Genomic DNA, 14,639 nt, shown 5'->3' with positions numbered 1-14,639 from the left:
TAATTAAAGATTTTATAACTTTAATGTCTTTTTATTGGAGCAAATTTGAACAAAAAGATAAATGGCACAAAAAAACACAGGTAGAAGAGGCTTTATTAAAAAGGCTCTAATAGCAACAGGAGGTATTATTCTAGCTCCAAATTTTATTAGTTGTAGTAATGACGACGACAGTTTTCAAGAAGACTATGACGAATCACAACTAACAAACAAAAACTTTGATCAAGGAGTCGCAAGTTTCGATCCAACAAGTTCAAGTGTTATTATCTGGACACGCTATGCCAGTGCAAATAGTGAAGTTATTTGGGAGGTGTCAACTGATGCTACTTTTGATACCACTCTGAGATCTGGAAAAATAACCACCGAGACTTCTCGTGATTTAACCATTGCTGTAGAGTTGGCAGAATTAGAATCAGATCAAAAGCTGTATTACCGCTTTATAAATAGTGAAGACAATGCCATTTCAGTGGTTGGTGAAACCATTACTTTGCCTGAACAAGCTTCAGAGGTGAAGTTGGCCGTTTGTTCCTGTTCTAATTATCAAGCAGGATTGTTTAATGCTTATGATGCGATGGCGACTTCCGAAGCTGATATTATTGTCCACTTAGGGGATTATTTTTATGAACATGAAGCTGGAGGATATGGCTCTTCTTCAGAAAATGCTTTCTTAAACCGATTCCATGAGCCTGCTCATGAAATTTTATCATTAGAGGATTATAGAACACGTTATAAACAATACCGTTCGGATAAATCGTTGCAATTAGCACATCAAAAGAAACCTTTTATTTGTGTTTGGGATGATCATGAAATCGCTAATGATACCTATAAAGAAGGTGCCGAAAATCACGATGAAGCTACCGAAGGTTCCTTTGAAACACGTAAGCAAAATGCGCTTCAAGCTTATAGCGAGTTCTTGCCTTTTTCACAATTGTCTTCAGGTAAAAACGACATCATATATCGTAGCATTAATATCGGAAACTTGGTTAATCTTGTAATGCTTGATACGCGTGTGATTGGGCGTGATAAACAATTAAATATAACCGATTATTTTACAGACACAGGTTTTGACGGACTTGCTTTTCAAACGGCATTAAGTGATCCTTCGCGTTCCTTACTTGGTGCAGAACAGCTCAGTTGGGTAACTGGTCAGTTGCAAGGGAATAATGCCAAATGGCAAGTTTTAGGTCAGCAAGTAATAATGGGGAATATGTATATTCCTGCAGAGTTACTCATGGCTTTTGGAACCGCAAATTTCGCTACAATCCTTACAGAATTAACAACGATTAAAATCAGGTTACAACAAGGCGACCCTACATTAACAGATGTAGAAAAAGCTCGAGTGAATACGGTTATTCCTTATAATTTAGATGCTTGGGATGGTTATCCTGTGGATCGTGAAATTATTTATAACGCTTTAAGCGGAAATAAACTTGTAACATTAGCTGGAGATACCCATAACGCGTGGCACAATATCTTAAAGTCTCAAAATGGAACAGAAGTTGGGGTTGAATTAGCGACCTCAAGTGTGAGTTCACCAGGTTTTGAAACCTATTTAGGGGCTACAAATCCTGAAATGATTGCTGGGTTCGAGCAAGCCATGACCACTTTAATAGATGGCTTGAACTATTTTGATGCGTCCAGACGCGGTTATTTAATGGCGACATTCACGGCTTCAGAAGTTAAATCAGAGTGGATTTTATTTTATCAGAATCTTATACGACAACGGTTGGGCATACAGTATCATTTTCGTAGATCTCATCTAGTCGACAAATACATTAACCGTTACTATATTTTTATAGTAACGGTTTTTTTTATGTTCTCATGTGGTTAAAAAATAATTCAATTCGATTTTTAGCTAAAAATAAGTGAATTTCAATTATATAATTTTTTAACCGTTATTTTAATTAATTAATATTTTTTAGGCGTCAAAACTGCTTATATAGCAATGGTTTTCAGCGTTTTTGTTTGCATTTCAACCATAAAAAACACCGTTTCATCGAATGTGTTTTGTCGAAAACATTACCTGTTTTTGTGTGAAATACTGGTTTTCAGTTGTTGGTTATTATGTTTTCTTGTACATTGGGCGGCAATTACATTGGTTCCCCAGATTGATGCACCAATGTAGTTTACCAATTAAACCATTTTTATTAATTAACAAATTAAACTAAACTAAATGAAACATTTTTTATCTAAGCGCATGGGCCAAATGGCACTATGTGTGATGACATTTTTGTGTAGTCTTCACATCTTTGGAGCCGACTACACCGTGAGCTCAGCCGATGAGTTTAACGAACTTAGCCTATCTCCTGGAGATGTGGTTACATGGACCAACGGTACTTACAGTGCCGAACAACGTATTAATTTTACCGCAAACGGCACGGCTTCCAATCCTATTATTTTGAGAGCTGAAACACCAGGTGGTGTGGTTTTTACCGGATTAACCAATATGGATATTTCCGGAGATTACGTGATTATTGATGGCTTCTACTGGAACGGTGGTGCTGGAAGTAATAATCACATTCAGTTTAGAAAGAGTAGCGCTTATGCTAATCATTCTACAATTAGAAACTGTGGTTTTAATAATTTAACGCCTAGCGGAACAGATAAGCACCGCTGGATTGTACTTTATGGTACAAACAACGTGGTTGAAAATTGTTCTTTTCTTAATAAAAACAGTCCTGGAGCGCTAGTATTGGTGGAGCTAGAATACAACAATTTCAATCCTGTTGGACATATTATTAGAAATAACTATTTCTTCAATTTTATAAAGCGTGACCCCTCTACGACGCATTCTGGTGACAGTGAAACAATTCGCGTTGGTACTAGTGAATTTCAAGATAAAAGCGCTAGTGTAACTGTAGAAGGTAACTATTTTTATAAAGCAGATGGTGAAAATGAAATTATCACCAATAAGAGTGCAGATAACACATACAGAAATAATACGTTTAGAAGATGTAGAGGTTCTTTGGTAATGCGTCATGGTGCGCGTGCTACGGTAGACGGAAACTATTTCTTAGGTGAAAATGTTGAAGGTACTGGAGGTATTAGAATTACCGATAGTTACCACGTGATTACAAACAACTATATCCAAGACGTTATTAGTTCTGGAGATAAGTGGAATAACGGTATCACTTTAGTTGGTGGATCGGATACTTCTGGTGGTATTACTAATGGTTACCAAAAAGTAGATGATATTGTTGTCGCCTTCAATACCTTATATAATGTAGAATCACCAATTTATTATAATGACCGTTCTAGCTACGATCCAACAGGGGTTTTAGCTCATAACGTCGTTTATAGTACAGGTTCTAATATCGTGAGTGGCGATATTTCTGGTACAGGTCAAGGGATGACTTATGAAGGAAATATTTTTGGAGGAACTACAGTAGGTATTTCAAACTCAGGAATTACAGAAGCAAATGCTAATTTTTCTGCGAGTGGTGAAATTTTTAAACCTAGTGCTTCAGGTGCAGCAGCAAACGCCGCAGGGGGTTCTTATGCTTCTACAGTAAATAATGATGTAGAAGGACGTAGCAGACCAAATTCTAATATGGATGCCGGTGCTCATGAAGTTAGTGGAGCAAGTGGTTCGGCTACTTTTTCACCACACACCAATAGTATGGTAGGTGTTTCTGTTGGAGCAAGCTTCTTAGATGCTTCAGGAAATGCATCGTCAGGAGATTACTTAAGTGTGTCTTCGGTTAGCGATTTTGCAGCTGAAGGTGAATCAAAATCGGTTAACGTTTCTTCTAATGTAAGCTGGACGGTTTCAGATAACCAATCGTGGATTTCTGTGACGCCTTCTTCAGATTCTGGTAATGGCAGTATTTCAATTACGGTTTCAGAAAATACAGATACGTCTTCTAGATCAGGTACGGTTACTGTAAATGGTTCTGGAGTTTCAGCGCAAACGATTAGTGTGAGCCAAGAGGGAATGACGTCTGGAGACGTTGAAGTTTCAGGTGTAGATTTCTCTACAAGTTCAATAAGTTTATCAGAAGACGATACGCAATCTTTATCGGTTACCGTTAGCCCTTCAGATGCTACGAATAAAGGTGTAAGCTATAGTAGTAATAATACTTCAGTTGCAACAGTTAACAGTAGTGGTGTTGTAACGGCACAAGCATCAGGAAATGCAACTATTACAGTAACTACAGATGATGGTTCATTTACCGATACGGTTTCAGTTACAGTAACAGGAGGTTCTACAGGTGGTGGATCGGCAGATTACCCATCAGATCTTATGAGAAACTGTAACCAGTGGAAAATTACTTTACCAAATGGCGTAGAAGATAAAACTTTATGTGAAGAGCCAAGTAACGAGTTTTTCTATGTAAATGATGATCAAGATGCCATTGTATTTAGAGTACCAATTAGAAGTGATAATGGATCAACGCCTAATTCCAATTATATTCGTTCTGAACTTAGAGAAAGAACGGCTGATGGTAGTAAAGATATTTACTGGACTACTGAAGGATCTCACATGATTTATGTAAAACAAGCCATTACACATTTACCTATTAATAAATCGCACTTAGTGGCGACTCAAATTCACGGTAATAAAGAAGATGGAATCGATGATTCTATGGTGATGCGTTTAGAAGATTCTCACTTATTTTTATCTTTTAACGGCGGTAAATTAAGAGATAATGTGACCATCAAATCTGATTATAATTTAGGAGATGTTCATGAGGTTATTTTCCTTGTGGTAGATGGTAAACATTACTGCTACTATTCTGAAGATGGTAACCTTTTAAATGCATACAATAGTGGTAACGCGTCTTCATATTTAGTTAAAGACGATGGTAACGATTACGTTATGGATTTAAATTACGATCAAACGTATTTTAAAGTAGGTAACTATACTCAAAGTAACCCAGATAAGGAAGGTGATGATACGGATGATCCAGATAACTACGGTGAGGTTTTAGTATACGATTTCACAGTTCAGCATGGTGAAGGTGGAGGAAACACCGATCCTGTAGATGTAACAGGTGTATCTTTATCACCAAGTTCAACAAGTCTTTCAGTAGGATCAACACAAGAATTATCTGTATCGGTTAGCCCATCAGATGCTTCAAATAAAAGTGTTAGCTATAGTACAAGTGACTCATCAGTAGCTTCAGTAAGTTCAAATGGTGTGGTTACAGCAAATTCAGAAGGAACAGCGACAATTACAGTAACAACTTCAGATGGAAATTATACTGATACTATCGAGGTTACAGTGGCAGCACCTTCAACAGGTGATAACTTAGCATTAAACAAATCGGTATCTGGAACAGGTACTGCAGATGGTGAGAATGTTGTTGCTAATTTAGTAGATGGTGATTTAGGATCAAGATGGTCTGTTTCAGGTTTCCCACAATCGGCTACAATCGATTTAGGATCTGAATATACTTTAGGAAGTACAGAATTAGTATGTTATAGCGATAGAGCTTACCAATACACGATTTCGGTAGCTTCATCAGAAAACGGAACATATACCGAAGTTGCAAACAGAAGTAATAATTCTACTCCAGGTAGTGCATCAAGTCCTATTATTGATACTTTTGATAGTATTGAAGCACGATTTGTAAAAATTACAGTAACAGGAGCTGATGCTTACACAGGTAGCTGGGTAAGTTTAATGGAGCTTAGTGTATTTGCAGGTGAAGGAGCACCATCTACGATTGATGTGACTTCAGTAACGTTAAATCCATCTAGTATTTCTTTAGAGCAAGGTGAAACGGAAGAATTATCTGTTTCTGTTAGCCCAAGTGATGCCACGAATAAAGATGTGAGTTACACGAGTAGCAATACATCTGTAGCTACAGTAAACTCTAATGGAGTTGTTACAGGGGTTTCAGAAGGATCGGCTACAATTACCGTAACTACCGATGATGGTTCTTATACAGACACAACGTCTGTAACCGTTAATGGTTCACAAAACGGAAATGACGCACCTTATGATATTGCTAAATTTCAAGATTACTTAGCACAGTGTAAATTACAGTCTCCGTTAAGTGGAACTGAAGCGACTGATGCTGCGATTATTGGAGGGTATTCATCAAATACATTCTATGTGGCTGATGGTGATAAACTAGCGTTTTATCAAACAAGAGATTCTGGAGGAAATTCTCAAAGATCGGAATTAAGATTCTTAGAAAACTGGTATGTTAATGATGGTGCACAAACGCTTCATGCTAACGTGAATATTGTTGAACAAACTTGTGAGCAATTAACGATCATGCAAATTCATGATGATGCTAATGTAGGTAGCGGGCCAAATAAGCCTTTAATTAGAATATACCAAAGTGACGACCGTTTATATGCAGCTGTTAAAACTAATGCAGGCGGTGTAGATACTGAGCATGTTGATCTTGGTGCAACGCCAAATGGTTATTTTGATTGTGATATCACAATCGATTCTGGTGACATGATTGTTGAAGTTAACGGATCGGAAGTATTAAATGAAGATGTGTCTTTCTGGAACTTCCCAAGTTATTGGAAAAACGGAGTTTACCTACAAGATAGTGGAGAAGCTACAGTTTACTTTAATGAGCTTACTTTAACAGGTGGTGATTCTGAAGAGCCAATAGAAACAACTAACGTGGCTTTAGAAAAATCAGTGTCTTCTTCAGAAGAGCAATCTCATAACCCTGCATCTAACTTAGTTGATGGTGATGACGATTCAAGATGGTCTGCTGAAGGTTATCCAGACTGGGTAATCGTTGACTTAGGTGGTTTATTCACTATTAACAGTACTGAAGTAGTTTGCTACAATGACCGTGCCTACCAATACACTATTGAAGTGTCTGAAGATGGTAACAATTACACAGAAATTGTAGATCGTTCAAATAACTCTACAGGAGGTTCTAATTCAAGTCCGATCGCAGATAATTTCAGTGAAATTGATGCGAGATACGTAAGAATTACAGTTTCTGGAGCAGATGATTATTCTGGTGACTGGGTAAGTATTGAAGAACTTAAAGTTTTTGGTTATTCAAGCTCAGCAACATCAAAATCAGGAATCTCTAAAAATGGAGAAGAAGCTGCCGCTGCATTAAAATTATGGCCAAACCCAGCAGTTAACATAGTTAACATTAGTGGTGCTGCGAACTTTGATACAATAACGATTTACGATCAAGTTGGTAAGGTTGTTTTAAACCAAGCTGTGCAAGGTGATTCAGTTGATATTTCAAGCCTTAAGTCAGGAATGTATGTTTTCAGACTTACAGGAAAAGATCAAGCAGTTACTAAGCGTATTATTAAAAATTAGTCACATTAAGCAATAGTTTTTAGGCAGATGGAGTTTTTCTTCATCTGCTTTTTTGTGTCTTATTGTTTCAGAGCATTTTAATTTTAAAAATCAATAATCCGGGTAAATTAGGGTGATATTATTGTACTTTTAGCGTTAAAAGAAAGCGCTTATGGATTTATCAAAAGTCAAGTTAGTGGTGTCAGATATGGATGGTACTTTGCTTAACCCTAATCACGAAGTTAGTGTGCGATTTTTTAATCAGTTTAAAAAATTTAAAGCAAATGATATTCATTTTGTTGCCGCAAGCGGAAGACAATATTATAGCATTATAGAAAAGTTGGAGCCTATAAAAAATGAAATTTCGGTGATTGCCGAAAATGGTGGTTTTATGCAGCACGACCATGCTTTAGAAGTCTTACTACAGTTATCTACTGACGATATCAATAGATGTATTGAAAAATTACGAAGCATTGATGGCGCTAATATTGTTCTGTGCGGACAAAAAAGCGCGTATATAGAATCTGATGATGAAGATTTTATCTCGAAATTTAGCGAATATTACACCGCTTATAAACGTGTAGATGACCTCACTCAAGTTACTGATGATGCTTTTTTAAAGATTGCTGTTTTTCATTTTGAATCTTCTGAAAAATACATTTTACCTCATATTGAAAGCATCACAGCAGACTTACAGGTCACTATTTCTGGTGAAAATTGGTTAGATATTTCGCCTAAGGAAGCTAATAAAGGCTATGCTTTAACCATGCTTCAGAAGAAGTTAGGCGTTAAGGTTGATGAGACCTTAGTGTTTGGTGATTATAATAACGACTTACAAATGCTAGAACTGGCTTATTTTAGTTATGCTATGGAAAACGCCCATCCCGATGTGAAAAAAATTGCCCGCTTTGAAACTAAAAGTAATGCTAACGAAGGTGTTGAAACCATTATAGAAAAACTTTTAGTGTCTAAAGAGGGCTAGTTAAAAAACAAGCTTTTAAAACTCAAAACAGCTTTTTGAAAGTTAAGTTTATGTTAGACGGAACTTGATTCAGTGGCTAATCTCAGTTATTTCAGAATTTGATGAGTTGCACAGAATCAAGTTCGGTATGATGTTCTAACATTTATTTCTGTTTAATTGTTCCGGAAGAGTTATCACTTTTTTCAACGCGTTCAGGGTTACCGTAATATTTAACATCACCACCGCTAGAGGCTTTTGCAACAAGAGATTTTGAAGTGTTTACCGTAATGTCTGATCCACTTGACGCTTTGGCTTCGGTGGCTTCGGCAAATAAATCAGCTGCCTTAATTTCACTGCCACTAGAGGATTTAGCCTGAAGATTTATGGTTTTTCCAGAAACCCTAAGGTCACTTCCGCTAGAAGACGTACAACTTAATTGATTGGTATTCACATCAAGTTCCATGTCGCTGCCACTGCTCGTTTTTAGTTCTAAAGTTTCAGCCGAAATGGTGTTGGTACCATAGACATCACTACCACTTGAAGCGATGATTTTTGAAATGTTTTTAAAGCTCACTTTGATTTTTTTAGATGAAGCTTTACCAAAATTTTCTTTTCTATGAATTTTTAAAACCCCATCGGTTATTTCAGTTGAAATGAGGTCTTGTAGATTTTCATCCGTTTCTACGGAAATCGCTGTTTGGTCATTTTGTGTTAAATACACATCTAAACCTTCAGATGCCTCAATGATGGAAAACGAGGCGGTTACTGGTCGGTTTTCTGTGGTAATGTTGCCGTTGCCGGAAGGTCCAGATTGGATGTCGAAATTACATGATAAAAGCATTAAACTGAGTATAGTGCTTACAATGATTTTGATTAATGTGCTCATAATTGGTCGTTTTTTGATGATGAATGGATTAATAGATGCTTCAAATATCTTTCAATAAGTTGTTGATGAGTAACTTAAATATCTGAATTGTTGATTTTTTATGCTGAACTGTTATTCGTTTGATTGTATGTTGATGCCATCACTATTAATGTTGATTTTAATTTCTTCCGAATCTACTTTGATGCCCTTACTGTCAATTTTAATTTGAGGGGTGTCTACTTCAATTTCAAAATCCTCATCAGTTTCAATTTCCGGACAGTCAAGGCAATTTGAATTATTGTCTAGTATTTTCATGAAATGACTGGTGTTTTTACTTGAAATGAGGTGGCCGTCATGGGCTTTGTGATAGATGAAATCTTCAGTATTACTATTAAAATAAACCACGCTCGTTTCTGGTAGATATAGTATGATTTCAACTTCTTGGTCACTAAACTTGTTTTGTATGTCTGTTGTTAAAAAGGCGTCTAAAAGCAAAGTGTTGTTAGTAAGCTCAAAGTCATAATCAATGTTTTTAGCACGAGCCATAGCGGTATCAAAACTTCTTCCGTCAGCACTTTTTATAACTGATATAGAGGCTAAATCATCGGTAGTTGATTTGACCATGACACGGATATCTGAAGAATACAAAATTTTGTTTCCGTTTTCATCACGGGCTAATTTAAAATCGTCATGTCTATAACTAGAATTGAATTTATCACTATGCGCCATTTTAACAGTTAAGGTATCTGTGGCTGCAATAGGTAATTCCGTTTTACTAACATGACTTTCGTTAAATGCGTGTTCGCTAGCCTGTCTGATACCAAAAATTACTAGTATGATTATAGAGATAATCCAAACGCCTAGAAGTGTGAATTTGGCAATGTTTCCTATAGATTTTAAATTGTTGATTAATATTTTAAGTCCGAGGTAAAACAAGAAAAAGAAAGGAATTCCAACCGCGAAAAATATAGATAATGCTACAAGCCAAATCGGGGTATTACCAACGTTTATGATATCGAGGTGCTCTAATCCTGGGATATGTATGATTTCGGCAACACTCACAGAAAATAGTCCAATGATTAATGCAATTAATGTGGTAGCACCAATAATGATAAGGATGATGCCTATGAATTTTGAAAATATTTTAAAGAGCATGGAAACCACATCTGCAAGTCCGTCAAAGAATGTACTGGTTGTTGATTTTATCGAGTTAGAACTTTTTTTAAAATCGACATTTTTGGCTGCTTTTGAAACAGAATCGCTTACAGTTTTTGCAGCTTGAGAAACGTTGTCAAAACCGTCTTTAATTTTTTTTTCAATGTTACTAATGTTCACGGGCTCACCAGTCATCATGATTTTTTCTGCAGTTGTTTTGGCTTCCGGAACTAAAATCCATAATAAAATATAGAGGAGTACACCGGTTCCAGCTCCAAAAACGAGAAGAATCCATGCTAATCGTACCCAAATGGCATCAATACCAAAATAATGAGCTAAACCTGAAGAAACCCCACTGATGTATGCGTTGTCAGCATCCCTAAAAAGTTTCTTTTTAGTGCTTGTTTTTTGTTTGTGCTGCGATTGTGGTTCATCTTCAAAAATTTCATCATCAACCACGTAATCTTCGGGTTGTCCCATGATGGTAATGACCTCATCGACCTGAGTTAGCCCGATAACCTGTTTGTTGTTTTGAACACGTTCGTTAAACAATTCTGCAATACGAGCTTCAATATCAGCTATGATTTCATCGCTTCCTTGAGAGTTCGCAAGTGAACGTTTAATCGCTTCGAGATAACCTTGAAGTTTTATATAGGCATCTTCATCAATATGAAAAAAGATTCCGGCTAAATTTATGTTGACTGTTTTATTCATTACTGTTATTTTTTTGGCTTGTTACGATGTTTACGGCATTTTGTAATTCATTCCAGGTACTGCTTAGTTCATCTAAGAATTGGCGCCCTGTTTCGGTTAATCCGTAGTATTTTCTTGGGGGACCAGAAGTCGATTCTTCCCAGCGGTAGCTAAGTAAATCGGCATTCTTCAGGCGGGTGAGTAAAGGGTAAATAGTGCCTTCAACCACCAGAAGCTTCGCGTCTTTTAAGGTGCTTAAAATCTCGGCCACATAGGCGTCTTCGTCTTTTAATACCGATAGAATGCAAAACTCTAAAACGCCTTTGCGCATTTGGGCTTTTGTGTTTTCTATTTTCATGTGTTGTCTTTTTTTGCTTTAATTGGGCTGAGGTGATTAAATTCAGCTCTTATTTAAAGCTTTTAATATGATGAAACTATTCGTTTTTTGATTGATGTTTTATGATAGACCGTTAATTATAATGCAACAGTTTTATTTGATGAATTTTATACTTAAAGGATATTGGTAAACTTCGCCATCTCTGGCCTTTAAACTGGCAATGATGATTAAAACCAGTTCTAAAACGAAGCCTACTACAGCTAAAACGCCAAGTCCTAGGGCTGTGAATATAATGACCGCAGGTTGATTCAAACTAAAATTGAACTCGTCAAAGTTATTTACTGCAAAACCACTAAAAATATTTAGTAAGAAAAAGGGAATGGTAATACAAGCGATGATTATAACGTATAGCAGAATACTAATTTGAAAGTTTAATACCTGCTTGCCGTTTTTATCAATAAACTCAGATTTATCCTTATTGGTAAGCCACAAAATAAGTGGCGCAATGAAATTTCCTAAAGGAAAAATAAATCTACAAAAGGTAGATAAGTGAATGAATGTTGCGATATTTTTTTGTTGTTGGTCTATCATGATTTTAAAACATATAATAGTTTCTTATGCAAATATATGTCTTTAAAAAGGTATTATGTTACGCATAGTACTGTAATTTAACATAAAATTAACGATTTAAGCTGTTGAAATATTTTATAACTTAGTAAAACCTTAAATCGGATATCATGAACATAACGCCAAGTAAATTAAATAGTTATATCATTTTTGAATTGCCTTCGGCTTACCTGTGTGGAGTGAGAACACGTTATATTGATGCTGAAAAGTGTGTGGTGACCGTAAAACATCGTTGGATCAATCAGAATCCATTTAAATCGATGTTTTGGGCCGTTCAGGGTATGGCCGCGGAGTTTTCAACCGGTGCTTTAATGATGATGAAAGTACAAGCCACCGGTAAAAAGATATCGATGTTGGTGACTGCCAACAGTGCAACATATACTAAAAAAGCTAGAGGGAAAATTACATTTACCTGTAACGACGGGCCTCTTGTTGATGAATTATTAAAGAAGGCGATTCAATCAGGAGAAGGAGAAACTTTGACCATGCAATCGGTTGGGGTAGATGAAGCGGGCGATGTGGTGTCAACGTTTAATTTTGAGTGGAGTGTGAAGTTGAAGAGTTAATTGTTTGGCCTAGTTGTTTCACTGAGAGACACCGAGGTTTCGCAGTGTTATAAGTACGCAAAGATGAGTTTTTGAGAAATCTGTGAAAATCAGTGTAATCTGTGTCTAGAAAACTTTTGTTGGTGTGGTTAGCGCAAAATTCCCTGTGTATCTCTGTGAACCCTCTGTGGAACTCGGTGTAATAGTCTCATGTAACAAAAACTTAAATTAATCAACATATAGTCAAATCAAAAAATTGAACAAGATGACAGCACATGAAATTGATTACAGAATCTACGGTGAAGAAATGCAATACGTAGAGATAGAACTAGATCCTCAGGAAGGGGTTGTTGCGGAAGCAGGCAGCTTTATGATGATGGAAGATGGCATTAAAATGGAGACCATTTTTGGAGATGGTTCTCAAAAAGACACAGGGTTTTTAGGTCAAATATTTGGTGCGGGAAAGCGTATACTTACAGGTGAAAGTTTATTTATGACAGCTTTTTATAATGTACTTTCTGGAAAACGAAAAGTATCGTTTGCCTCACCATATCCAGGGAAAATCATACCTATTGATTTAACCCGTTTTGGCGGAAAATTTATTTGTCAGAAAGATGCTTTTTTGTGTGCCGCTAAAGGTGTGAGTATCGGTATTGAGTTTTCAAAACGCTTAGGTCGTGGTTTATTTGGTGGTGAAGGTTTTATCATGCAGAAATTAGAAGGTGATGGTATGGCCTTTGTGCATGCTGGAGGAACTATGGCTATGAAAGAACTTAAAGCAGGTGAAACTCTGCGTGTGGATACAGGGTGTATTATTGGTTTTGATCAAACCATAGATTATGATATTGAATTTGTTGGTGGGATTAAAAATACGGTGTTTGGAGGTGAAGGCTTGTTCTTTGCTGAATTACAAGGGCCAGGAACGGTGTATATTCAATCTTTACCATTTAGTCGATTAGCTGGACGTGTCTTGGCTTCAGCCCCGCAAGGCGGAGGGAAAAGTAAAGGAGAAGGTAGTGTTTTAGGAGGGTTAGGTGATTTACTTGATGGCGATAATAGATTCTAGGTACATATTAGCCTTAAAAAATAGATAAAAAAAAGTCCGTTGGTTTGTAAAACAACGGACTTTTAAATGTTTATAGTAAGGGTTTTATGCTTTAGTATTTTATATATTTAATAGATTTTTCAGATGCATGGTCTGTTGTTTTAAGGCTTAAAACGTATATGCCATCGCTAAAACTTGATAAGTCTATAGTGTTGCTCTCCAGTGACTTTAGGCTCAGTAACCTTTTCCCCATAGTATCGTATATTTTTAGAGATTTGATGCTTTTTAAGTCCGTTATACGATTTAAAGTTAGAGTTTTATTGGTTTTATTGTAAGAAACCGAAATCGAATTAAAGGCTTCATCTTCATTGCTTAAAGTTTTGGCATCTTGAAAAACGATAGAAAAACGATTTTCATACAACCCGCTTGATAATGAGATTTCAGCGGTGCTTGATTTAATGTCATAATAGCGTTCTGTAAGGTCGTCTTTCAAATAAATTTCTAAAGCATCAGGAACATTCTGCGATTTATCAATCCCAAATTTATAGATTCCAGCATCGGTAGCTTTCACCGTGAGTGCTAATTTATCTTCTAGATTTATAGATGGTAGCGCTTGAATGACTAAGTTTTTTTCATTTAAAACCCAATAAGCATCATTTCTGAATTCATCAAAAGTAGTGGCGTCAAAACCCTTGTCGTAACCATAGGTAGCATGATTAGCGTCATAACCCAAACCTAAAATTTTAGTAATATTTTTTGGTTCGGTAAATGAAAACCACAATTTGGTTCTTTGGTCGCTATTTGTTTGAGTTTTTTTGCTTGTGGTTTTGTAGAAAATACTTCCTCCGTTAGAATCTCTCGCAAAGACACGTTGACCGTTGTTGAAATTGATGTAATCAGTATTTATAACAGTTACAAAAAAGCCTTGTCCAACACTAATGTACCCCGTTGGAGCAGGTTTAGTAGCAGAACCAACACCGCTAGTTAAACCAGAATTGTCAGGCTGAGCTTCAGTAGCTGTAGATACTGAAGGGGTTCCCATCATTAGATTGTACGTAGCATACCCGCCTTCATAGTCTCTCAAATAATGGCTGTTATTGGTGTCAAAATGCTCCCAAAAATAGAGTGTGCCATCAATTACAGTGGAATTGTCGGTTATAAATTGATCAGCATCTAA

10 protein-coding genes are annotated in these 14,639 nt (G+C 36.5%); 5 read left to right on the top strand and 5 right to left on the bottom strand.

Going from position 1 to position 14,639, the window contains the following annotated elements; all coding sequences use genetic code 11:
- The first annotated feature begins 61 nt into the window (after positions 1 to 61).
- From F6U93_RS11155 to F6U93_RS11145, 3 genes are all read left to right on the top strand, one after another.
- Positions 62 to 1,828, top strand: coding sequence for an alkaline phosphatase D family protein (locus tag F6U93_RS11155; RefSeq protein ID WP_225312677.1), 1,767 nt, complete (start codon positions 62 to 64; stop codon positions 1,826 to 1,828).
- Between the two features lie 342 nt (positions 1,829 to 2,170).
- Positions 2,171 to 7,255 carry a chondroitinase-B domain-containing protein gene (locus tag F6U93_RS14965; protein ID WP_150939813.1) on the top strand — a complete coding sequence of 1,695 codons (5,085 nt, stop codon included), beginning with the start codon at positions 2,171 to 2,173 and terminating at the stop codon, positions 7,253 to 7,255.
- A 151-nt stretch (positions 7,256 to 7,406) separates the two neighbouring features.
- Entirely contained in the window at positions 7,407 to 8,216 is an 810-nt protein-coding gene (locus F6U93_RS11145) for an HAD family hydrolase (RefSeq protein WP_150939811.1), read from the top strand.
- Between the two features lie 142 nt (positions 8,217 to 8,358).
- On the opposite strand, the gene F6U93_RS11140 is transcribed toward F6U93_RS11145, so the two are convergent.
- From F6U93_RS11140 to F6U93_RS11125, 4 genes are all read right to left on the bottom strand, one after another.
- Positions 8,359 to 9,081 carry a head GIN domain-containing protein gene (locus tag F6U93_RS11140; protein ID WP_150939809.1) on the bottom strand — a complete coding sequence of 241 codons (723 nt, stop codon included), beginning with the start codon at positions 9,079 to 9,081 and terminating at the stop codon, positions 8,359 to 8,361.
- A gap of 111 nt (positions 9,082 to 9,192) precedes the next feature.
- Positions 9,193 to 10,929, bottom strand: coding sequence for a PspC domain-containing protein (locus F6U93_RS11135; RefSeq protein ID WP_150939807.1), 1,737 nt, complete (start codon positions 10,927 to 10,929; stop codon positions 9,193 to 9,195).
- Positions 10,922 to 11,266 (bottom strand): PadR family transcriptional regulator, encoded by a 345-nt coding sequence (locus tag F6U93_RS11130; protein ID WP_150939805.1) that lies wholly within the window; start codon positions 11,264 to 11,266, stop codon positions 10,922 to 10,924. The genes F6U93_RS11135 and F6U93_RS11130 overlap by 8 nt, the downstream gene beginning before the upstream one ends.
- Before the next feature lie 132 nt (positions 11,267 to 11,398).
- Positions 11,399 to 11,836, bottom strand: coding sequence for a DUF4870 domain-containing protein (locus F6U93_RS11125; RefSeq protein WP_150939803.1), 438 nt, complete (start codon positions 11,834 to 11,836; stop codon positions 11,399 to 11,401).
- 146 nt (positions 11,837 to 11,982) lie between these two features.
- On the opposite strand from F6U93_RS11125, the gene F6U93_RS11120 reads away from it, so the two are divergent.
- Complete coding sequence (locus F6U93_RS11120; RefSeq protein WP_150939800.1) at positions 11,983 to 12,438, top strand: DUF4442 domain-containing protein; 456 nt, start codon at positions 11,983 to 11,985, stop codon at positions 12,436 to 12,438.
- A gap of 244 nt (positions 12,439 to 12,682) precedes the next feature.
- The gene (locus F6U93_RS11115; RefSeq protein WP_150939798.1) at positions 12,683 to 13,483 is read left to right on the top strand and encodes a TIGR00266 family protein; all 801 of its coding nucleotides are present in this window, start codon (positions 12,683 to 12,685) and stop codon (positions 13,481 to 13,483) included.
- A gap of 91 nt (positions 13,484 to 13,574) precedes the next feature.
- Here the strand turns inward: F6U93_RS11115 and F6U93_RS11110 are convergent.
- On the bottom strand, positions 13,575 to 14,639 hold a 1,065-nt coding region (locus F6U93_RS11110; RefSeq protein WP_150939796.1), incomplete at its 5' end, for a T9SS type A sorting domain-containing protein.

This window comes from Pseudotamlana haliotis (genome assembly GCF_008806375.1).
GTDB classification, from domain to species: Bacteria; Bacteroidota; Bacteroidia; order Flavobacteriales; family Flavobacteriaceae; genus Pseudotamlana; species Pseudotamlana haliotis.
This window is presented reverse-complemented; position numbering and strand designations above follow the sequence as displayed.

Bases quoted from the DNA above. Each gene is read 5' to 3' on its own strand.
- F6U93_RS11155 (WP_225312677.1), top strand. From the start codon at position 62: ATGGCACAAAAAAACACAGGTAGAAGAGGCTTTATTAAAAAGGCTCTA.
- F6U93_RS14965 (WP_150939813.1), top strand. From the start codon at position 2,171: ATGAAACATTTTTTATCTAAGCGCATGGGCCAAATGGCACTATGTGTG.
- F6U93_RS11145 (WP_150939811.1), top strand. From the start codon at position 7,407: ATGGATTTATCAAAAGTCAAGTTAGTGGTGTCAGATATGGATGGTACT.
- F6U93_RS11140 (WP_150939809.1), bottom strand. From the start codon at position 9,081: ATGAGCACATTAATCAAAATCATTGTAAGCACTATACTCAGTTTAATG.
- F6U93_RS11135 (WP_150939807.1), bottom strand. From the start codon at position 10,929: ATGAATAAAACAGTCAACATAAATTTAGCCGGAATCTTTTTTCATATT.
- F6U93_RS11130 (WP_150939805.1), bottom strand. From the start codon at position 11,266: ATGAAAATAGAAAACACAAAAGCCCAAATGCGCAAAGGCGTTTTAGAG.
- F6U93_RS11125 (WP_150939803.1), bottom strand. From the start codon at position 11,836: ATGATAGACCAACAACAAAAAAATATCGCAACATTCATTCACTTATCT.
- F6U93_RS11120 (WP_150939800.1), top strand. From the start codon at position 11,983: ATGAACATAACGCCAAGTAAATTAAATAGTTATATCATTTTTGAATTG.
- F6U93_RS11115 (WP_150939798.1), top strand. From the start codon at position 12,683: ATGACAGCACATGAAATTGATTACAGAATCTACGGTGAAGAAATGCAA.